General features: G+C 72.9%; 17 protein-coding genes. All 17 read left to right on the top strand.

Going from position 1 to position 20200, the window contains the following annotated elements; translation table 11 throughout:
• The 17 genes from NP064_RS05245 to NP064_RS05325 all read left to right on the top strand — a co-directional run bounded on the left by NP064_RS05245 (nucleotide 1) and on the right by NP064_RS05325 (nucleotide 20190).
• Nucleotides 1–1038, top strand: a complete 1038-nt coding sequence (locus NP064_RS05245) for a carbohydrate ABC transporter permease (protein ID WP_227570547.1) — start codon at nucleotides 1–3, stop codon at nucleotides 1036–1038.
• On the top strand, nucleotides 1035–1928 hold the full coding sequence (locus NP064_RS05250) for a carbohydrate ABC transporter permease (protein WP_227570548.1): 894 nt from the start codon (nucleotides 1035–1037) through the stop codon (nucleotides 1926–1928). Before NP064_RS05245 ends, NP064_RS05250 begins: the two co-directional genes overlap by 4 nt.
• A 137-nt stretch (nucleotides 1929–2065) precedes the next feature.
• Complete coding sequence (locus NP064_RS05255; RefSeq protein ID WP_227570630.1) at nucleotides 2066–4282, top strand: beta-xylosidase/alpha-l-arabinosidase; 2217 nt, start codon at nucleotides 2066–2068, stop codon at nucleotides 4280–4282.
• A gap of 57 nt (nucleotides 4283–4339) precedes the next feature.
• Complete coding sequence (locus tag NP064_RS05260; RefSeq protein WP_227570549.1) at nucleotides 4340–4996, top strand: 4a-hydroxytetrahydrobiopterin dehydratase; 657 nt, start codon at nucleotides 4340–4342, stop codon at nucleotides 4994–4996.
• Nucleotides 4997–5030: 34 nt separating this feature from the next.
• Nucleotides 5031–6761, top strand: coding sequence for a dihydroxy-acid dehydratase (ilvD, locus tag NP064_RS05265; protein WP_227570550.1), 1731 nt, complete (start codon nucleotides 5031–5033; stop codon nucleotides 6759–6761).
• Between the two features lie 319 nt (nucleotides 6762–7080).
• The gene (locus NP064_RS05270) at nucleotides 7081–8955 is read left to right on the top strand and encodes an acetolactate synthase large subunit (RefSeq protein ID WP_227570551.1); all 1875 of its coding nucleotides are present in this window, start codon (nucleotides 7081–7083) and stop codon (nucleotides 8953–8955) included.
• Entirely contained in the window at nucleotides 8956–9687 is a 732-nt protein-coding gene (locus NP064_RS05275) for an aspartate/glutamate racemase family protein (protein ID WP_227570552.1), read from the top strand.
• Complete coding sequence (gene ilvN / locus NP064_RS05280) at nucleotides 9684–10208, top strand: acetolactate synthase small subunit (RefSeq protein WP_227570553.1); 525 nt, start codon at nucleotides 9684–9686, stop codon at nucleotides 10206–10208. The genes NP064_RS05275 and ilvN overlap by 4 nt, the downstream gene beginning before the upstream one ends.
• Before the next feature lie 59 nt (nucleotides 10209–10267).
• Nucleotides 10268–11296: a ketol-acid reductoisomerase gene (ilvC, locus tag NP064_RS05285; protein ID WP_227570554.1), complete on the top strand. Its 1029-nt coding sequence runs from the start codon at nucleotides 10268–10270 to the stop codon at nucleotides 11294–11296.
• Between the two features lie 123 nt (nucleotides 11297–11419).
• On the top strand, nucleotides 11420–11992 hold the full coding sequence (locus tag NP064_RS05290) for an ASCH domain-containing protein (RefSeq protein WP_227570555.1): 573 nt from the start codon (nucleotides 11420–11422) through the stop codon (nucleotides 11990–11992).
• A 9-nt stretch (nucleotides 11993–12001) separates the two neighbouring features.
• Complete coding sequence (locus NP064_RS05295; protein ID WP_227570556.1) at nucleotides 12002–13069, top strand: 3-isopropylmalate dehydrogenase; 1068 nt, start codon at nucleotides 12002–12004, stop codon at nucleotides 13067–13069.
• 69 nt (nucleotides 13070–13138) lie between these two features.
• Nucleotides 13139–14245: a branched-chain amino acid aminotransferase gene (locus tag NP064_RS05300; RefSeq protein WP_227570557.1), complete on the top strand. Its 1107-nt coding sequence runs from the start codon at nucleotides 13139–13141 to the stop codon at nucleotides 14243–14245.
• A 338-nt stretch (nucleotides 14246–14583) separates the two neighbouring features.
• On the top strand, nucleotides 14584–16215 hold the full coding sequence (gene cimA / locus NP064_RS05305) for a citramalate synthase (protein WP_227570558.1): 1632 nt from the start codon (nucleotides 14584–14586) through the stop codon (nucleotides 16213–16215).
• Nucleotides 16216–16284: 69 nt separating this feature from the next.
• A complete protein-coding gene (locus tag NP064_RS05310; RefSeq protein WP_227570559.1) occupies nucleotides 16285–17130 on the top strand; it encodes a hypothetical protein in 846 nt (281 codons plus the stop codon).
• Nucleotides 17131–17172: 42 nt separating this feature from the next.
• Nucleotides 17173–18249 carry a lipoate-protein ligase LplAB gene (gene lplAB / locus NP064_RS05315; protein ID WP_227570560.1) on the top strand — a complete coding sequence of 359 codons (1077 nt, stop codon included), beginning with the start codon at nucleotides 17173–17175 and terminating at the stop codon, nucleotides 18247–18249.
• A gap of 92 nt (nucleotides 18250–18341) precedes the next feature.
• Entirely contained in the window at nucleotides 18342–19655 is a 1314-nt protein-coding gene (locus NP064_RS05320; RefSeq protein ID WP_227570561.1) for an LCP family protein, read from the top strand.
• A gap of 79 nt (nucleotides 19656–19734) precedes the next feature.
• On the top strand, nucleotides 19735–20190 hold the full coding sequence (locus NP064_RS05325) for an NUDIX hydrolase (protein ID WP_227570562.1): 456 nt from the start codon (nucleotides 19735–19737) through the stop codon (nucleotides 20188–20190).
• Nucleotides 20191–20200: the final 10 nt, after the last annotated feature.

Below are 20200 nucleotides of genomic sequence, written 5' to 3' on the forward strand. Positions count from 1 at the left end.
GTGGCAGACGACACGACCGCCCCCCGGGGCGCCACCGTCTCGCCTGCGACGTCCACCACCCAGGCCCCGGTCGTCGGTCGCGCCACAGCGCGGCCGACGGCCCGGGTCGCGGGCGGACGCCGTGGGCCGGGCCCCGCCTGGCGCAAGCGCGCGGAGATCGTCTTCTTCGTCGCGCCCGCGCTCCTGCTGTTCCTGTTCTTCGTGGTCTGGCCCATCGTCAAGGCTGTGCAGTTCTCGCTGTACCGCTGGAAGGGGTTCGGCCCGCTCGTCGACTTCGTCGGCCTCAGGAACTACGTGAGCGTGCTCCAGAACGACGTCTTCACCGACGCGCTCCAGCACAACCTCACCATCGTGGTCTTCTCGATCCTCATCCAGCTCCCGCTGGGCCTGGCCATCGCGCTGCTGCTCAACCGCCGGCTGTGGGGCCAGGGGGTGCTGCGGACCATCATCTTCGTGCCGTACGTGCTGGCGGAGGTCATCGCCGGCGTCGTGTGGTTCCAGCTGCTGCAGCCCCAGTACGGGGTGATCGACGCGGTCCTGGGCGTGGTCGGCCTCGAGGGGCCGCCGCAGGGCTGGCTCGGCACCCCCGACAAGGCGATGATCGCCGTGATCGCGGTGCTCACCTGGAAGTACCTGGGCCTGGCCGTGATCCTCTTCCTGGCCGGCCTCCAGGGTGTCCCCGAGGAGCTGTACGAGGCCTCGCAGCTCGACGGCGCCAGCTGGTGGCAGACGCAGCGCAGGATCACCATCCCGCTGCTCGGCCCGACGGTCCGCACGTGGGCCTTCCTGTCGATGATCGGCTCGCTGCAACTCTTCGACATGGTCTGGATCCTGACCAAGGGCGGCCCCGCCAACGCCACCACGACCATGGTGACCTTCCTGGTCACGGAGGGCACCAAGCGGCAGAACTTCGGCATCGCGTCGGCGGCCTCGGTGATCCTCTTCGTGGTCGCCCTGACCTTCGCGCTGCTCTACCAGCGGTTCGTGATGCGTCGTGACACCCACGACCCGGCCCCGCGAAAGAAGGCACACCGATGAGCGCCGGCACCCTCACGTCAGCGTCGACCGGCCAGCCTCCGACAGCGGCCAGGCGGCGGCGTGGCCCCAAGCGCCCGGGCGGCGGCTCGCCGCTCGTCTACGGCCTGGCCCTTGTCGTCGTCGCGCTCACCGTGGGCCCCGTGCTCTACGGCGTGCTGGGCGGCTTCCGCTCCAACGCGCAGCTCGCCGAGACGCCGGCAGGCCTCCCGAGCCCATGGGTGCTGAGCAACTACTCGGGCGTGCTCACCAACCCGGACTTCTGGCGCTACACGCTCAACTCCACGGTGATCGCCCTGGTCACCACCGCCATCGTGGTGGTCTTCGGCATGATGGCCGCCTACCCGCTCGCCCGGTACCGGTTCCGTGGGCGCGAGCAGCTGTTCCTGGTGTTCGTCGCAGGACTGCTGTTCCCCGCGACGGTCGCGATCATCCCGCTGTTCATCCTCATCACCAAGGACCTGCAGCTGGGCAACACCTGGTGGGGGGTGGCGCTGCCGCAGGCGGCGTTCGCGCTGCCGACCACGGTGATCATCCTGCGGCCGTTCCTGCAGGCGCTGCCCGACGAGCTCGAGGAGGCGGCGCTGCTCGACGGCGCCTCCCGCGTCGGGTTCTTCTGGCGCATCCTCGTGCCGCTCTCCGGCCCGGGCATGGTGACGGTGGGCGTGCTCGCGTTCGTCGGCTCCTGGAACGCGTACCTGCTGCCTCTGCTCCTGCTGCAGGGAGGGATGAAGACCCTGCCGCTGGGCGTCGCCGACTACTCCTCCGAGTACTCCTCCGACACGGCGGGCGTGTTCGCGTTCACCTCGCTGGCCATGATCCCCGCGCTGGTGTTCTTCCTCGCCATGCAGAAGCGGATCGTCAACGGCCTCCAGGGCGCGGTCAAGGGATGAGCGCCGCCCCGCGGGCGAGCGCCGACGCTCCGGCCCGGACCATGCCGACAGGACACGACGAGGGCAATGGCCCGGTGACGGCCGCCCAGCCGCTGGGGTCGGAGGTCGGCGCCCGCCCGCGGGCGCTGCTCGCGCAGATGACACTCGAGGAGAAGCTCGCGCAGATCACCGGGTTCTGGGAGAAGGCCGACGGCGAGGCCGTGGCGCCCCTGCAAGGGGACTTCACCCACGACCTCGGCCTCGCGGAGGCGACCCGCCACGGCCTGGGCCACCTCACCCGGGTGTACGGCACGCGGCCGGTCGACCCGGTGGAGCGGGCCCGCTGGCTGTGGGCGCAGCAGCGGTCCCTCGTGCGCGACACCCGGCTGGGCATCCCCGCGCTGGTGCACGAGGAGTGCCTGACCGGGCTCACCGCGTGGCAGGCCGCGACCTTCCCGACGCCGCTGGCCTGGGGCGCCTCGTTCGACCCGGGGCTCGTGGCCGAGATGGGCGCGGCGATCGGGGGCTCGATGCGCCAGCTCGGGGTCCACCAGGGCTTGGCGCCGGTGCTCGACGTGATCCGCGACCCCCGGTGGGGCCGGGTCGACGAGTGCATCGCCGAGGACCCGTACGTGGTGGGCACCCTCGGCACGGCGTACGTGCGCGGCCTGCAGTCGGCCGGCGTGCACGCCACCCTCAAGCACTTCGCCGGGTACTCGGCCTCGCAGGCGGGGCGGAACTTCGCGCCCGTGCGCGCCGGCCGGCGCGAGGTGGAGGACGTGCTGCTGCCGCCGTTCGAGATGGCGCTGCTGGACGGCGGGGCGCGCTCGGTCATGAGCTCCTACGCCGAGATCGACGGCGTGCCCGTCGCGGCCAGCCCCGAGCTGCTCACCGGCGTGCTGCGCGAGCGGTGGGGCTTCGAGGGGCCCGTCGTCGCGGACTACTTCGGCGTGGCGTTCCTGCACCTGCTGCACGCCGTCGCCGCCGACCTGGGCGAGGCCGCCGGCCTGGCCCTCGCCGCGGGGGTCGACATCGAGTTGCCGACCGGCGACGCGTACCTGGGGCCGCTCGCCGCGGCGGTGCGGTCCGGGCGGGTCGACGAGGCGCTGGTGGACCGCGCGGTGCTGCGGGCGCTCGAGCAGAAGGAGGCGTTGGGGCTGCTCGACGCGACCTTCGAGGACGAGCCGCCCACCGCGGTCGACCTGGACAGCCCCGAGCACCGGCGGATCGCGGCACGGCTCGCCGAGGAGTCGGTGGTGCTGCTCGCCAACGACGGCACGCTGCCGCTCAGGGCGCCGGCCCGCATCGCGGTGGCGGGCCCCAACGCCGACCGGGTCGCGGCCCTGTTCGGCTGCTACTCGTTCCTCAACCACGTGCTCGCCCACCACCCCGGAGTCGAGGTGGGCATCGAGATCCCGACGGTGGTCGAGGCGCTCCGCTCCGCGCTCCCCGACGCGGAGGTCGTCACAGCCCTCGGCTGCGCGATCGACGACGACGACCGCTCGGGCTTCGCCGCGGCGACCTCGGCGGCGGCCAACGCCGAGGTCGCCGTGCTCGTGGTGGGAGACCACGCGGGCCTGTTCGGCCGCGGCACCGTGGGCGAGGGGTGCGACCGGGACGACCTCGAGCTCCCCGGCGTGCAGCGCGAGCTGGTGGAGGCAGTCCTGGAGACGGGGACGCCGGTGGTCCTGGTGCTTCTCACCGGCAGGCCGTACGCGATCGACTGGGCGCTCGGGCGCTGCGCGGCGGTCGTGCAGGCGTTCTTCCCCGGGGAGGAGGGCGCCCCGGCGATCGCGGGGGTGCTGTCGGGGCGGGTGAACCCGTCGGGCCGGCTGCCGGTGAGCATCCCGCGGTCGGCCGGCGCGCAGCCGTACTCCTACCTGCACCCGCCGCTGGGCGGGGACGGGGACGTCACGAACCTGCGCAGCACGCCCGCGCTGCCGTTCGGCCACGGGCTGTCGTACACGACGTTCACCCACACCGGCCTGCAGGCGCCCGCGCAGGTGGCCACGGACGCCCCGGTCGAGGTCTCGGTGCGGGTGGCCAACACGGGGGAGCGGGCGGGCGACGACGTGGTGCAGCTCTACGCGCGCGACGTCGTGGGCTCGGTGACCCGGCCGGTCGCGCAGCTCATCGGCTACCACCGGGTCCACCTCGAGCCGGGGGAGTCCGTCGTGGTGTCCTTCTCGGCCCCGCCCGCGCGGCTCGCGTTCACCGACCGGGAGATGCGCCGCGTCGTGGAGCCCGGGGAGCTCGAGCTGTGGGTCGGGCCCTCGTGCGCGGTGCGGGAGACGGAGGCGCGGACGACGCTCACCGGGCCCGTGCACCGGGTCGACTCGGGCAGCGACCGTTGGACGGCGGTCTCGGCGCGCTGAGGCCGGTGGCGCCGGGCCCGACAGGCAGATGTCGGCGCCCGGCGCCACGCTGTGCCCATGAGCGATCTGCTGACGCACGCCGACGTGACAGCCCGCACGGACGCACGCCACTGGCGCGTGCTCCTCAACACGATCCACGCCTCGTTCCGCACCGAGACGTTCACCCGCGGCTTCCTCCTGGCCCAGCGCATCACGATCGCCGCCGAGGCCGTGCAGCACCACCCGGACCTGCACCTGACGTACGACCGCCTGCGGGTGCGCCTCACCAGCCACGACGTCCACGGCGTGACCGACCGCGACATCGCGCTCGCGGCCGTCATCTCGCAGATCGCGGACGAGCTGGGCATCGAGTCGGAGGTGCCGGTGCTCGGCGTCACCGAGATCGCGGTCGACGCGCTCGACATCCCGGCCGTCCTGCCGTTCTGGCGGGCCGTGTTCGCCTACCGCGACGACGCGACCACGCAGGACGCGCTCGAGGACCCGGCGGGCATCGGCCCCTCCATCTGGTTCCAGCAGATGGACGCGCCGCGCCCGCAGCGCAACCGGATCCACCTCGACGTGACGGTCCCGCACGACGTGGCCGAGCAGCGGGTGGCGGAGGCCATCGCCGCCGGAGGGCATCTGGTGAGCGGCGACCGCGCGCCCTCGTTCTGGGTGTTGGCCGACCCGGAGGGCAACGAGGTGTGCGTCTGCACGTGGCAGGCCCGGGACTGACGTGCCGTTGACGCCCGGTCCTAGACTCCGAGGCATGGCCACTGACGCGGAGAGCCAGGCGGGGTCGACGGTTCCCGGGGTCGACGTCAAACCCCGGTCGCGGCAGGTCACGGACGGCCTCGAGGCCACCGCCGCGCGGGGGATGCTGCGCGCTGTCGGACTCGGCGACGAGGACTTCGCCAAGCCGCAGATCGGCGTCGCGAGCTCGTGGAACGAGATCACCCCGTGCAACCTGTCCCTTGCCCGGCTCGCGACGGCCGTCAAGGAGGGCGTGCACGAGGCCGGCGGGTTCCCGCTCGAGTTCGGCACCATCTCGGTGTCGGACGGCATCTCGATGGGCCACGAGGGCATGCACTTCTCGCTGGTGAGCCGCGACGTCATCGCGGACTCGGTCGAGGTGGTGATGCAGGCCGAGCGCCTGGATGGCTCGGTGCTGCTCGCGGGCTGCGACAAGTCCCTGCCGGGCATGCTGATGGCGGCGGCCCGCCTCGACCTGGCCAGCGTGTTCCTCTACGCGGGGTCGACGCTCCCCGGCTTCGTGACCCTCGAGGACGGCACCGAGAAGGAGGTCACGATCATCGACGCCTTCGAGGCGGTCGGCGCCTGCGCGCGCGGGATCATGAGCCGCGAGGACGTGGGCCGCATCGAGCGCGCGATCTGCCCGGGGGAGGGCGCGTGCGGCGGGATGTACACCGCGAACACGATGGCCTCGGTGGCGGAGGCGATGGGGATGTCGCTGCCGGGCTCGGCGGCGCCACCGGCGGTCGACCGGCGCCGCGACGTCTACGCGCGGCAGTCCGGCGAGGCCGTCGTGGAGCTGCTGCGCCGCGGGATCACCGCCCGGCAGATCATGACCAAGCGGGCCTTCGAGAACGCGATCGCGGTGGTGATGGCCTTCGGCGGCTCGACGAACGCCGTGCTGCACCTGCTCGCGATCGCGCACGAGGCCGAGGTCGACCTGACACTCGACGACTTCGCGCGGGTCGCCGCGCGCGTGCCGCACCTGGGAGACCTCAAGCCGTTCGGGCGGTACGTGATGACCGACGTGGACCGGGTCGGCGGGGTGCCGGTGGTGATGAAGGCCCTGCTCGACGCCGGCCTGCTGCACGGAGACTGCCTGACGGTCACGGGCCGGACGGTCGCGGAGAACCTCGCGGACGTCGCGCCACCGGACCCGGACGGCAAGATCCTGCGGGCGATGGGCGACCCGATCCACCGGTCGGGCGGGATCACGATCCTGCGGGGCTCGCTCGCGCCGGAGGGCGCCGTGGTGAAGTCGGCGGGGTTCGACTCGGACGTGTTCGAGGGCACGGCGCGGGTCTTCGACCGCGAGCGGGCGGCGATGGACGCGCTCGAGGACGGCACCATCACCGGGGGCGACGTGGTGGTGATCCGGTACGAGGGCCCCAAGGGCGGCCCGGGCATGCGGGAGATGCTGGCGATCACGGGCGCGATCAAGGGCGCCGGGCTGGGGAAGGACGTGCTCCTGCTCACCGACGGGAGGTTCTCGGGCGGGACGACGGGTCTGTGCGTCGGCCACGTGGCGCCGGAGGCCGTCGACGCCGGGCCCATCGCGTTCGTGCGGGACGGCGACCGGATCCGCCTCGACGTGGCGAACGCGACGCTGGACCTGCTCGTGCCGGCCGAGGAGCTGGCGGCGCGCGCCGCAGGCTGGGAGCCGTTGCCGCCGCGGTACACGCGCGGGGTGCTCGGCAAGTACGTGAAGCTGGTGCGATCCGCCTCGGTGGGGGCCGTGCTCGGGTGACGACGCGCGGCGTCCGCCCAGGTGGGGCACGAGCCTCGTCCGAGAAGTGGACGCGTGCACCACGATGTGAGACAGCGGGGGAAGGGCGTGACATTCCCCAAGCGACCGGCGTACAGTCCTGTCCGTGCAGACGATCCTCGCTGTAGTACTTCCCGGGCGCGCAGGCTGAGGCCACCTCCCCGGAACCTCGTCCGCGCGCGCACCCCTCGTCCAGCCCTCTAGGGCCGAGGGGTTTTTCTATGCCAGCCGCACGGGCCACCGTGCGGCGCCACGATCGACCAGCAGCACCCAGCTCCAGCACCGACGCCAGGGAGAAACCATGGTCCAGGGCACCCACCCCGCACCTCAGCGCACGACGGCCGCCACGCCCGCCTCGGTGCGCGCCACGGTCGAGCCGCGGCTCGCCAGCGCGCACCAGCCCGTCCAGCAGGGGACGGTCGTGCCGGAGCAGGTGACGGGCGCCCAGTCGATCGTCCGGTCGCTCGAGGAGGCCGGGGCCGAGGTCGTCTTCGGGATCCCGGGCGGCGCGATCCTGCCGACCTACGACCCCCTGATGGACTCGACCAAGCTCCGCCACATCCTGGTGCGGCACGAGCAGGGCGCCGGTCATGCCGCGTCGGGCTACGCGCACGCCACGGGACGGGTCGGGGTCTGCATGGCGACGTCCGGCCCTGGCGCCACCAACCTGGTGACCCCCATCGCCGACGCCAACATGGACTCGATCCCGATGGTGGCGATCACGGGCCAGGTCGGCGCGTCGCTGATCGGCACGGACGCGTTCCAGGAGGCCGACATCGTCGGCATCACGCTGCCGATCACCAAGCACAACTTCCTGGTGACCGACCCGGCCGACATCCCGCGGGTCATCGCCGAGGCCTTCCACATCGCCTCGACGGGCCGGCCCGGGCCGGTGCTCGTGGACATCGCGAAGTCGGCCATGCAGACCCAGACCACGTTCTCGTGGCCCCAGGAGCTCGACCTGCCCGGCTACCACCCGGTCACGAAGCCGCACGCCAAGCAGATCCGCGAGGCCGCGCGCCTGCTCGCCACCGCGCGCCGACCGGTCCTGTACATCGGCGGCGGCGCGATCCGCTCGGGCGCGTCCGCCGAGCTGCGCCAGCTCGTCGACGCCTCGGGCGCCGCGGCCGTGACCACGCTGATGGCCCGCGGCGCGCTGCCCGACTCGCACCCGCAGCACCTGGGGATGCCCGGCATGCACGGCACCGTCGCGGCTGTCGCCGCCCTGCAGAAGGCCGACCTGGTGGTCAGCCTGGGCGCGCGGTTCGACGACCGCGTCACCGGCAAGCTGTCGAGCTTCGCGCCGAACGCGACCATCGTGCACGCCGACATCGACCCCGCCGAGATCGGCAAGAACCGCGCCGTCGACGTGCCGATCGTCGGGGACCTGCGCGAGGTCATCGCCGACCTGCTGCCCGAGCTCGCCCGCGAGCACACGCAGCACGGCCGCCCGGACCTGGGCGCCTGGTGGAGCGAGCTCGACAAGCTGCGCGAGACGTTCCCCCTCGGGTACGACGAGCCCAGCGACGGCCACCTCGCCCCGCAGCACGTCATCTCGCGCATCGGCGCCATCTCCGGGCCGGACTCGATCTTCGTCGCGGGCGTCGGCCAGCACCAGATGTGGGCCTCGCAGTTCATCCGCTACGAGCGCCCCAACTCGTGGCTCAACTCGGGCGGCCTGGGCACCATGGGATTCGCGGTGCCCGCCGCCATGGGCGCCAAGGTGGGGGAGCCGGGCCGCACCGTGTGGGCGATCGACGGCGACGGCTGCTTCCAGATGACCAACCAGGAGCTCGCCACCTGCGCGATCAACGAGATCCCGATCAAGGTCGCGGTCATCAACAACTCGTCGCTCGGCATGGTGCGCCAGTGGCAGACGCTGTTCTACGAGTCCCGCTACTCGAACACCGACCTGCACACCGGCCACGGCACGCGCCGCATCCCGGACTTCGTCAAGCTCGCCGACGCGTACGGCTGCGTCGGCCTGCGCTGCGAGACCCAGGCGGACGTCGACGCCACCATCAAGCGCGCGATGGAGATCAACGACCAGCCCGTGGTGGTGGACTTCACTGTCTCGCGGGACTCGATGGTGTGGCCGATGGTGCCGTCCGGGGTCAGCAACGACGACATCCTGTACGCGCGGGGCATCACGCCCGCGTGGGACCGGGAGGACTGAGTGCGACGGATCGGGCTCCTCGGCGGCACGTCCTGGCAGTCGTCGGCGCACTACTACGCCCAGCTCAACGAGGGCGCCCAGGCCCGCCTGGGCGGACTGCACTCGGCCGACCTGGTGCTGCGCTCCGTGGAGTTCGCCGAGATCGAGGCGCTGCAGCGCGCCGGCGACTGGGCGGCGCTCGGTGAGCGGTACGAGCGCGAGGCCGAGCAGCTGCGGGCGGCCGGCGCCGAGCTGGTGGGCATCCTGGCGAACACGATGCACCTGCTCCACGACCATGTCGCGCGCGGCTCGGGGCTGCCGGTCGTGCACGTGGTCGACGTGGTCGCGGACGCGGTCGAGGCCCTGGGCGTCGAGCGCGTGGGGGTGCTCGGCACCCGCTTCACGATGGCCTCGGACCTCTACCCCGCCCGCCTCGCCGCCCGCGGCGTGGAGACGCTCATGCCCACGGGCGCCGACGCCGCCGAGGTCGACCGGGTGATCTACGAGGAGCTCGCGCTCGGCCAGGTGCTCGACTCCTCCCGCGCGGCCTACGTCGCGATCATCGGCCGGCTCGTGGAGCAGGGCGCGCAGGCGATCGTCCTCGGGTGCACCGAGCTGTCGATGCTCATCTCGCCCGACGACCCCGCGCACAGCCCCGTGCCCGTGCTCGACAGCACGGCCCTGCACGTCCACGCCCTCCTCGACGCGGCCCTCGCGCCGCAGGCCTCGTCCCTGGAAGAAGGTGCAGCATGACCAGGCACACGCTCTCGGTGCTGGTGGAGAACAAGCCGGGTGTCCTCACCCGGGTCGCGGGGCTGTTCGCCCGGCGCTCGTTCAACATCCACTCGCTCGCGGTCGGCCCGACGGAGCGCGAGGAGATCTCGCGCATCACGGTGGTCGTCGACGTCGCCGAGCTGCCGCTCGAGCAGGTGACGAAGCAGCTCAACAAGCTGATCAACGTCATCAAGATCGTCGAGCTCGAGGACAGCGCGTCCGTGCAGCGCGAGCTGCTGCTGGTCAAGGTCCGCGCCGAGGCCGCCCAGCGCACCCACGTGCTCGAGGTCGTCCAGCTGTTCCGCGCGCACGTCGTCGACGTGGTGCCGGACACGGTGACCATCGAGGCGACAGGCGGCCCGGACAAGCTCGCCGCGCTGCTCGCGGCGCTCGAGCCGTTCGGCGTGCGTGAGATCGTGCAGTCCGGCACGGTCGCGATCGGCCGCGGCTCCCGTTCCATCACCGACCGCGCGCTCGAGCGGGTCAGCCGGTCTGCCTGACCGCCCCGCGCGAGCGACCACAGACGTCCATCACCACCGAATACACAAGGAGAACCACCGTGGCTGAGCTGTTCTACGACGACGACGCCGACCTGTCCATCATCGCCTCAAAGAAGGTCGCGGTCATCGGCTACGGCAGCCAGGGCCACGCGCACGCGCTGAACCTGCGCGACTCCGGCGTCGACGTGCGCGTCGGCCTGCGTGAGGGCTCCGCCTCGCGGGCCAAGGCCGAGAACGAGGGCCTGCGCGTGCTCTCCGTGGTGGACGCGGTCAAGGAGGCCGACGTCGTCGTGATCCTCGCGCCGGACCAGGTCCAGCGCCACCTGTACCGCGACGAGATCGCGCCCCACCTGAACGAGGGTGCCGCGCTGGTCTTCGGGCACGGCTTCAACATCCGCTTCGGCTACATCACGCCCGAGGCCGACCACGACGTCGTCATGGTCGCCCCCAAGGGCCCGGGCCACCTGGTGCGCCGCGAGTACGTCGACGGCCGTGGCGTGCCGGTGATCGTCGCGGTCGAGCAGGACGCGTCGGGCCAGGCGTGGGAGCTCGCGCTGTCCTACGCGAAGGCGATCGGCGGGCTGCGCGCCGCCGGCATCAAGACGACCTTCACCGAGGAGACCGAGACCGACCTGTTCGGCGAGCAGGCCGTGCTCTGCGGCGGCGCCTCGCAGCTGGTCCAGTACGGCTTCGAGACGCTGACCGAGGCGGGCTACCAGCCTGAGGTCGCGTACTTCGAGGTGCTGCACGAGCTCAAGCTCATCGTCGACCTGATGGTCGAGGGCGGCATCGCCAAGCAGCGCTGGAGCGTCTCCGACACGGCCGAGTACGGCGACTACGTCTCCGGGCCGCGGGTCATCGACCCGAGCGTGAAGGAGAACATGAAGGCCGTCCTCGCGGACATCCAGAACGGCGCGTTCGCGAAGCGCTTCATCGACGACCAGGACGCGGGCGCCCCCGAGTTCACCGAGCTCCGCGCGAAGGGCGAGGCGCACCCGATCGAGGCCACCGGCCGCGACCTGCGCAAGATGTTCGCCTGGGTCAAGCCGTCCGAGAGCGACTACGTCGAGGGCAGCGCGGCGCGCTGACCTGCGGTCGACAGCCCGGGACCCGTCCGTCGACGGGGCCCGGGCTGTCGCGCTTCCCGCGTGCGTCGCGCGTGTGACCTGCGAGACTCGACCGCCACCCACACTCATCCCCAGGAGGGCGAGATGACCTCGACCGACCACCGCCTCCCCGACGAGGGCGCCCTCGCCCAGTTCTGGGAGATCGCCCGGGTCCGCGCCGGCATCGACCGCATCGGGGTGGTGGTGGGCGCCTCGGCGCTCGGCGCCGTCGTCCCGCCGGCCTGGTCCTTCGGGGACTCGCCCGCGCTGGCGGACGCACTGCTCGACCTGGTGCTGTCCGGCGAGAAGCGCGCCACCGCCACGGCGCTCTGGGAGTTCGAGGTGGGCGACGAGCCGCGGCCCAACGCCGGGGACCTGTCGATCGTGCTGGACGGCGCGGGGCGGCCGCGCGCGCTGATCCGCACCACGGCGGTGCGGGTCGAGCGGTTCTGCGACGTCGACGCGGAGTTCGCGGCCGCCGAGGGCGAGGACGACGGGTCTCTCGAGTCGTGGCGCCGCGAGCACGAGGCCTACTGGCGCCGGCTCGCGCAGACGGAGGGCGGCCAGCCCTTCTCTGCCGAGATGCCGGTGCTGCTCGAGGAGTTCGAGGTCCTGTACCGCCAGGCGGCCGTTCCGGAAAATGAGATGCAGGTCCCGACTCGTGAGACAGAGCGGTAGCCTGCACCCATGGTCGAGAACAACGCAGCACGGGATGTCCGCCTCGCAGTCGTGGCGGGCGACGGGATCGGCACCGAGGTCGTCGAGCAGGGCCTGCTGGCCCTCGAGGCGGCCCTGACCGGCACGGACGTGCGCGTCAGCACCACGGACTTCGACCTCGGCGCCCGGCGCTGGCACACCACGGGGGAGACCCTCACCGACACGGACCTCGACGCGATCCGCGCCCATGACGCCATCCTGCTGGGCGCCATCGGCGACCCGACGGTGCCGTCCGGGGTGCTCGAGCGGGGCCTGCTGCTCAAGCTGCGCTTCGCGCTCGACCACTACGTCAACCTGCGGCCCAGCCGCCTGTACCCCGGCGTGGCGTCACCGCTCGGTAACCCGGGCGACATCGACTTCGTGGTCGTCCGCGAGGGCACCGAGGGCCCCTACGTCGGCAACGGCGGGGCGATCCGGGTGGGCACCCCCGCCGAGGTCGCCAACGAGGTCAGCGTCAACACCGCCTTCGGCGTCGAGCGCGTGGTCCGCGACGCCTTCGCCCGGGCCGCGGCCCGCCCCCGCAAGAAGCTCACGCTCGTGCACAAGCACAACGTGCTGGTGCACGCCGGGCACCTGTGGCGCCGCACGGTCGAGGCCGTCAACGCGGAGTTCCCCGACGTCACGGTGGACTACCTGCACGTCGACGCCGCCACGATCTTCATGGTCACCAACCCGTCGCGGTTCGACGTGATCGTCACCGACAACCTGTTCGGCGACATCATCACCGACCTCGCCGCCGCGATCACCGGCGGCATCGGGCTCGCGGCCTCGGCCAACATCAACCCCGAGCGCACCACCCCGAGCATGTTCGAGCCGGTGCACGGCTCCGCCCCGGACATCGCTGGCCAGGGCAAGGCCGACCCGACGGCCACGGTGCTGTCCGTCGCGATGCTGCTGGACCACCTGGGCCTGCCCGACGCGTCCGCGACGGTCGAGGCCGCGGTCGCGGCCGACATCGCCGAGCGCGCGTCGCTCGGCGGGCGAGTACGGTCGACGGCCGAGGTGGGCAAGGACCTGGCCGACCGCATCGCCGGCTGACCGCGCACCTGTCACCACGGCCGTCCTCACCCGGTAACGTCAGAGCAGAACCTGGTGAAAGGCCAAACCATGAGCACGACGTCCCCCACCTCCCTCGCCAACTTCGAGATCCGCCCCACTGCCACGCCCACCTCGGACGAGGACCGCGCCGCAGCGCTCGCCGCGCCCCGGTTCGGCACGGCGTTCACCGACCACATGGCCCGGATCTCCTGGACTGCCGAGCAGGGGTGGCACGACCGGCGCGTCGAGGCGTACGGGCCGCTGCGGCTCGACCCCGCCACGGCCGTGCTGCACTACGCCCAGGAGATCTTCGAGGGCTTGAAGGCCTACCGGCACGCGGACGGCTCGGTGTGGACCTTCCGGCCCGAGGCGAACGCCCAGCGGTTCGCCCGCTCGGCGCACCGCCTGGCGCTGCCGGTGCTGTCCGAGCAGGACTTCCTCGACTCGCTGGCCGCACTGGTCGCCACCGACTCCGCGTGGATCCCGACGGGCGAGGAGACGAGCCTGTACCTGCGGCCGTTCATGTACGCGTCCGAGGTGTTCCTCGGGGTGCGGCCCTCGGCCGCGGCCGAGTACCTGGTCATCGCGTCGCCCGTGGGCCCGTACTTCGCCAGCGGCGTGCGGCCCGTGTCCATCTGGGTGGCCGAGGACTACCACCGCGCCGGCGCGGGGGGCACTGGCGCCGCCAAGTGCGGCGGCAACTACGCCGCGAGCCTGCTGCCCCAGCAGGAGGCGCAGGCCCTGGGCTTCGACCAGGTGTGCTTCCTCGACTCGTCGACGAACACGCTCGTCGAGGAACTCGGTGGCATGAACGTGTTCGTCGTCCACGCCGACGGCAGCGTGTCGACCCCCGAGCTGTCCGGCTCGATCCTCGAGGGCGTCACGCGCTCGTCCATCCTGCAGCTCGTGCGGGACGCCGGGCACGAGGTGCGCGAGCGCCCGATCCCGCTCGCCGAGCTCCGCGCCGGCCTCGAGGACGGCTCGGTGACCGAGGTGTTCGCCTGCGGCACCGCCGCTGTGGTGACCCCCATCGGACGCCTCGGCGGGGTGGGGTTCGACCTCACCGTGGCCGACGGGGAGGCAGGGCCGGTGACGTCGAGCATCCGCGCCGAGCTCACCGACATCCAGTACGGGCGCGCGGCCGACCGGCATGGCTGGCTGCACCGCCTGCTCTGAGACGCCGTTTCGCGTGAGGCTCGGGGCCGCCGACGACTCGTCGGCGGCCCCGAGCGCGCGCGGCAGCGTTTCGGGCCCGCTGCCGGGGCCGGTGTGGCAAGATGGCGCCCGTGACACCTCACGCCTCGTACCGCCGCGCCATCGCGTAGCGCGTCTGCCCACCCGCAGACGCGCCAACCTCCCGCACCTTCGGGGGGTTTTTTTGTTGTCGCGCACCATCCCGCGCGCGACCGCCACGCACCATCCTGGAGTGACGCACCGTCCCGGGAGCGACGCGCGGGCCTGACCACCAGGTCCGCACGCGCCGCCACCCGCCACTCGCCTGGAGAGAGACCACCGTGAGCAGCTTCACCACCGGCCCCGGCCTCCCGTTCCACGTCTACGACACGACGCTGCGCGACGGCGCCCAGCAGGAGGGCATGAACCTCTCCGTCGCCGACAAGCTGGCGATCGCCCCCCTGCTCGACGAGCTGGGCGTGGGCTTCATCGAGGGCGGCTGGCCCGGCGCCATTCCCAAGGACACCGAGTTCTTCGCTCGCGCCGCCAAGGAGCTGACGCTCCGCAACGCCGTGCTGGCCGCTTTCGGCGCCACCCGCAAGGCGGGCGCCGAGGCGTGGCAGGACCCCCAGGTGAGGGCCCTGCTCGACTCGGAGGCCCCGGTGGTCACCCTCGTCGCGAAGAGCGACCTGCGGCACGCCGAGCGGGCCCTGCGCACCACGGGCGCCGAGAACCTGGCGATGATCACGGACACGGTCGCGTTCCTCGCGCGTGAGGGGCGGCGCGTCGTCATCGACGCGGAGCACTTCTTCGACGGGTACCGGGACGACCCGGCCTACTCGCTGTCCGCGGTGCTGGCCGCGTTCGAGGCGGGCGCGGAGGTGGTCGCGCTGTGCGACACGAACGGCGGCATGCTTCCCGACTGGGTCGGCCAGATCGTCACCGAGGTGCGCGCCGCCGTCGGGCCGGACGCCATCCTGGGCATCCACGCGCACAACGACTCCGGCTGCGCGGTGGCGAACTCGCTCGCGGCCGTGGACGCCGGGTGCACCCACGTCCAGGGCACGGTCAACGGGTATGGCGAGCGGACCGGCAACGCCGACCTGTTGGCCGTGGTCGCGAACCTCGAGCTCAAGGGCGGGCGGCAGCTGCTCGCCACCGACGGCCCTGAGGCCGGCGGGCTGCGGGAGATGACCCGCATCGCGCACGCCATCAGCGAGATCACCAACATCGCGCCGTTCGCCCGGCAGCCGTACGTCGGCGCCAGCGCGTTCGCGCACAAGGCCGGGATCCACGCCAGCGCGATCAAGGTCGACCCCGATCTGTACCAGCACATCGACCCCGTCGCCGTCGGCAACGACATGCGGATGCTGATCTCCGACATGGCGGGCCGCGCCACCATCGAGCTGAAGGGCCGCGAGCTCGGCTTCGACCTCGCCGGGCAGGCCGAGGTGCTGACCCGGGTGACCCACCGCGTCAAGGAGGCCGAGGCGAACGGGTACACCTTCGACGCCGCCGACGCGTCGTTCGAGCTGCTGCTCGTCGAGGAGCTCGAGGGCGCCCGCCCGGGGTACTTCCAGGTCGAGAGCTGGCGAGCAATCGTGGAGCGCGCGGGCAGCCGCGGCACGCCCGCGACGGCCGAGGCCACGGTGAAGATCCGGGCCGGCGGCGAGCGCATCGTCAGCACAGGGGAGGGGAACGGCCCCGTGAACGCGCTCGACCAGGCGCTCCGCCAGGCCCTGGTGCGGGCCTACCCGGAGCTCGAGGCCTTCCAGCTCATCGACTTCAAGGTGCGCATCCTCGACGCCATGCACGGCACCGACGCGGTGACCCGCGTGCTCATCGAGACCACCGACGGGCAGACGTCGTGGAGCACGGTGGGCGTGGGGCCCAACGTCATCGAGGCGTCGTGGGAGGCCCTGACGGACTCGGCGATCTGGGGCCTTCGGCACCACGGGGTCGCCCCGCGCTGAGCGCCTCGGCTCGACCGGCCCGGCGAGGAGTCCTAGGGTCGAAGAGCCCTTCGAGGCAGGGAGCCCCCGGTGTCCGCGAACGTCCCCGAGCCGCACGCGCTGGCTGACGGCGACGCCCCGGCGGTCACGCGCCGTTCCGCACGGCGGTGGCGCTGGGTGGTCGCGGTGCTGGTCCTGCTGGTCGGGGCCGTGCTGGTGGTGCAGGCCTGGGGCGCCGGGGACGGTGGAGCGCCCCCGGGCGTGAGCGACTCGGGCGCGGGACTGGTGAGCCCGGCGCCCTCGGCCCCGCCGACGGCGCCGAGTTTCGACGCGGCGGACCTGGGTGCGCTCTTCGTGACCGCGAGCGACCTCGAGGACGCGGCGCCGGCCGCGGCCGACGGGATCGAGGCCCTCACTTTGGGCGACGACGCGGCCTGGGGCCTCAAGCCAGGGACGTCGGTGTCGCCGCCCGAGTGCCTCGTGGCGGCCACGGTCGTCGCCGAGCCGCCGGTCGAGTACGCGATGCGCGCGTGGGGGAACGCGGAGGTGACGTTCGAGCAGCAGGTGACGTTGCTGGCGTCCACCGACGCCGCCGAGGACGCCTTCCGCACCCTGGTCACAGTCGTCGACGCCTGCCCCGAGTACAGCCTGCTCGGGCCCGAGGGCGAGTCAGCGCAGGTGAGCACGTCGCCGGCGATCGAGGACCAGGGGTACTTCCCCTCGCTCGCGCAGCACGCCGAGGTGGCCCGCCCCGACGCGAGCACGCAGGCCCAGGTGCGGGGCCACCTGCTGGTGGGCAACGCCATCCTCACCTGGACCGCGAGCACACCCGCTGACGGCGACGCCGACCAGGCGCGCGAGCGGCTCGGCGCCGAGGCCACGCTCGACGCCATGGTGCAGGCGCGGGCACGGGCGGCCGCGGTCGCCCTGCCGTGAGGGCAGGGCGGCCTCGCCGGGGGCGAGCCGTAGGCTGAGGCCGTGCATGGTGAGTACAAGGTCCCCGGTGGCAAGCTCGTGGCAGTCGACGTCGAGGCGCGGGACGGCGCGCTCGCGGAGGTGACCGTCAGCGGCGACTTCTTCCTCGAGCCCGACGAGGCCCTCGGGGTGATCGAGCGGTCCCTCGTGGGCCTCCCCGACACCACGCGGGTCACCGAGCTCGTCGCGCGGATCGACGCCGCGCTGGCGGCGGCGGAGGCCGACGGCGAGCTGCCTGGCGGCGCCACGCTGGTCGGCTTCGACGCGGAGTCCGTGGCGATCGCGGTGCGCAGGGCGCTGGGCCACGCGACAGGTTGGCACGACCACACCTTCGAGCTGATCCACGAGGCCCCGCAGACCGCCGCGTTCAACGCGGCCCTCGACCAGGTGCTGACCGAGGAGCTCGCCGCGGGGCGGCGCGGGCCCACCCTGCGGTTCTGGGAGTGGGTGGAGCCCGCCGTGGTGATCGGCTCGTTCCAGTCGCTGCGCAACGAGGTGGACCCCGAGGGCGCCAGCCGCCACGGGGTGACGGTGGTGCGGCGCATCTCCGGCGGCGGCGCGATGTTCATGGAGGCGGGCAACTGCATCACGTTCGCGCTCGTGGTGCCCGCCTCCCTGGTGGACGGGCTCACCTTCGAGCAGTCCTACGCCTTCCTCAACGACTGGGTGCTGGGGGCGTTGGCGGACGTCGGCGTCAAGGCGACGACCTCGGGGCTCAACGACATCGCCTCGCCCGCGGGGAAGCTGGCGGGATCCGCGCAGAAGCGGCTCGCCGGCGGCGCCGTGCTGCACCACGTGACCATGGCGTACGACATCGACGCGGACAAGATGCTCGAGGTGCTCCGGATCGGGCGGGAGAAGCTCAGCGACAAGGGCACCACGAGCGCCAACAAGCGCGTGGACCCCGTGCGCTCGCAGACCGGGATGCCCCGGGAGCAGGTCATCGAGGCGTTCAAGGAGTCGTTTCGCGCGCGCTACCGCACCGTGGACTCCACGCTCACCCCCGACGAGCTCGAGCGGGCGAGCCACCTCGTCGAGACGAAGTTCGCCGACCCGGAGTGGACCGCGCGCGTCCCCTGACCTGCGACCGCCCACGCCGCGCCGCTCGCACGCCGGCCTGAGGCGGCGGTCAGCGCCGGGCGGGAACGGCCTGTGGCGCCTAGCGTTGCGCTGTGGACCCTGACGCGCCGCACCCTGGCTCAGCGATGCCGGACCCGGCGGGCGCCGGTGGCGCCGAGCCGCCTGGGCGCCGCCTCGCCCCACGCCACGCGTCGTCGCCGGCGCGCCCGCGCTCGACGTCGTGGACGCTCAGCCTGGTGCTGGTCGCCGTCCTGGCGTTCGCCGGGTCGCTCGCGGGGTTCGGGGTGCTGCGGCTGCAGGGCAACGTGCGCACCGTCGGGGACCTGGGCGCGCTGATCGCGCGGGACGACGAGGGGGGCTCGACGGCCACGCCGGACACCGACGCGTGGGAGGGGCGCCCGCTCAACTTCCTGGTGATCGGCTCGGACGACCGTGGAGGCGCCAACGGGGAGATCGGCGGGGTCGTGGGCGGCATGCGCTCGGACACGGCGCTGCTGGTGCACGTCGCCGCCGACCGCAGCCGGGTCGAGGTCGTCTCGATCCCGCGCGACTCCGAGGTGCGGATCCCGGCATGCCACCTCGACCGCGACCCTGCTGGGCGCATGTCCGAGCCGACGAAGGACAAGTTCAACGCGGCGTTCTCGCTGGGCGGCGCCTCCGGCGATCCAGGGCTGGCCGGCCTGTGCACCGCGGCCACCGTGGCGGAGAACACGGGCATCGACGTGGGCGCCGACTTCGCGATCGTGGACTTCGCCGGCTTCGAGGGCATGGTCGACGCGATCGGAGGGGTGCGGCTGTGCGTCCCGGAGGCGATCCGTGACACGCACCGCAACACCGACCTCGACCTGGACGCCGGATGGCACGACCTCACCGGGGGGCAGGCGCTCGACTACGTGCGCGCCCGCTACGTCACCGGCTCCGACAACTCCGACACGCAGCGCATCCCGCGCCAGCAGAAGTTCATCGGGGCGGTCGTGCGCAAGGTGACCTCGTCCGACGTGCTGACCAGCCCGCGCAGCATCGCGGGCTTCCTCGAGCAGGGGACCCGGGCGCTGACCCTCTCGGGGGACCTGGCCTCGATGCGGAGCCTCGCCGGGCTGGGGTGGCGCATGCGAGGGCTGGACCCGGAGCAGGTGACGTTCGTGACCGTCCCGACAGGGCCCAAGCCGGGGTCCGCCGGCCGGGTGCTGTGGACCGACGACGCGGACCTCCTGTGGCAGCGCATCGCCGCGGACGAGCCGGTGGCGCCCGAGCCGACGCCGGGCTCCACGTCCACGCCGGCTCCGGACGCGACGGGAGACCAGGCGACGCCGGGAGGCGTCCCGCCCCCGGCCGGGACGGACGTCCCGCAGCCGGCCGTCACGCCGCGGACCGCCGAGGACCCGGACGACGTGCTCTGCGGCTGACGGCGGTGCGTTACCGGTGGGTTTGCTACCGTTCGTCACGCGGATGCTCCGTGCCGGGGGGGAACCGGGAGGAGCCTGGATGTCCCACGTCTCGAACCAGCACCGCGCGGTGCGGGTGTCGGCCCATGTGCTGTGCCTCGACCGCGGGCAGGTGTTGTTGACCCGTCGACGCGGCGGCCAGGGGCTGGCCTGGACGCTGCCGGGCGGAGGGCTGGGCTTCGCGGAGGAGCCCGCCGACGCCGCGCGTCGCGAGGTGCTGCAGTCCACCGGGTTCGTCGTGGAGATCGGGCCGCTGCTCGGCGTCGACTCCTCGCGCGGGTCCGGTATCGCGCCGGTCGGCCGGCGCGGCCCCACCGACCTGCACCTGCTGAGGATCGTCTACGCCGCGCGGGTGATGGGCAACCTCGTGGTGGACGACGTCACGGCGTGGGGTTCAGGCGCCGAGTGGGTCGACCTCGGCGCGGTCGTGGACGGCCGCCGCGTCGACCTGGTCGACACCGCGCTGGCCTGGGCGTGGAGCGCGGTGCCGGTCTGAGACCCCTCGC

Source organism: Cellulomonas chengniuliangii (assembly GCF_024508335.1).
Taxonomy (GTDB): domain Bacteria; phylum Actinomycetota; class Actinomycetes; order Actinomycetales; family Cellulomonadaceae; genus Cellulomonas_A; species Cellulomonas_A chengniuliangii.

Coding starts and splice junctions, on each gene's coding strand:
- NP064_RS05270 (WP_227570551.1), top strand. CDS start 7,081: ATGGTCCAGGGCACCCACCCCGCACCTCAGCGCACGACGGCCGCCACG.
- NP064_RS05260 (WP_227570549.1), top strand. CDS start 4,340: ATGAGCGATCTGCTGACGCACGCCGACGTGACAGCCCGCACGGACGCA.
- NP064_RS05300 (WP_227570557.1), top strand. CDS start 13,139: ATGAGCACGACGTCCCCCACCTCCCTCGCCAACTTCGAGATCCGCCCC.
- NP064_RS05290 (WP_227570555.1), top strand. CDS start 11,420: ATGACCTCGACCGACCACCGCCTCCCCGACGAGGGCGCCCTCGCCCAG.
- ilvD (WP_227570550.1), top strand. CDS start 5,031: ATGGCCACTGACGCGGAGAGCCAGGCGGGGTCGACGGTTCCCGGGGTC.
- NP064_RS05295 (WP_227570556.1), top strand. CDS start 12,002: ATGGTCGAGAACAACGCAGCACGGGATGTCCGCCTCGCAGTCGTGGCG.
- NP064_RS05250 (WP_227570548.1), top strand. CDS start 1,035: ATGAGCGCCGGCACCCTCACGTCAGCGTCGACCGGCCAGCCTCCGACA.
- NP064_RS05255 (WP_227570630.1), top strand. CDS start 2,066: ATGACACTCGAGGAGAAGCTCGCGCAGATCACCGGGTTCTGGGAGAAG.
- ilvN (WP_227570553.1), top strand. CDS start 9,684: ATGACCAGGCACACGCTCTCGGTGCTGGTGGAGAACAAGCCGGGTGTC.
- NP064_RS05325 (WP_227570562.1), top strand. CDS start 19,735: ATGTCCCACGTCTCGAACCAGCACCGCGCGGTGCGGGTGTCGGCCCAT.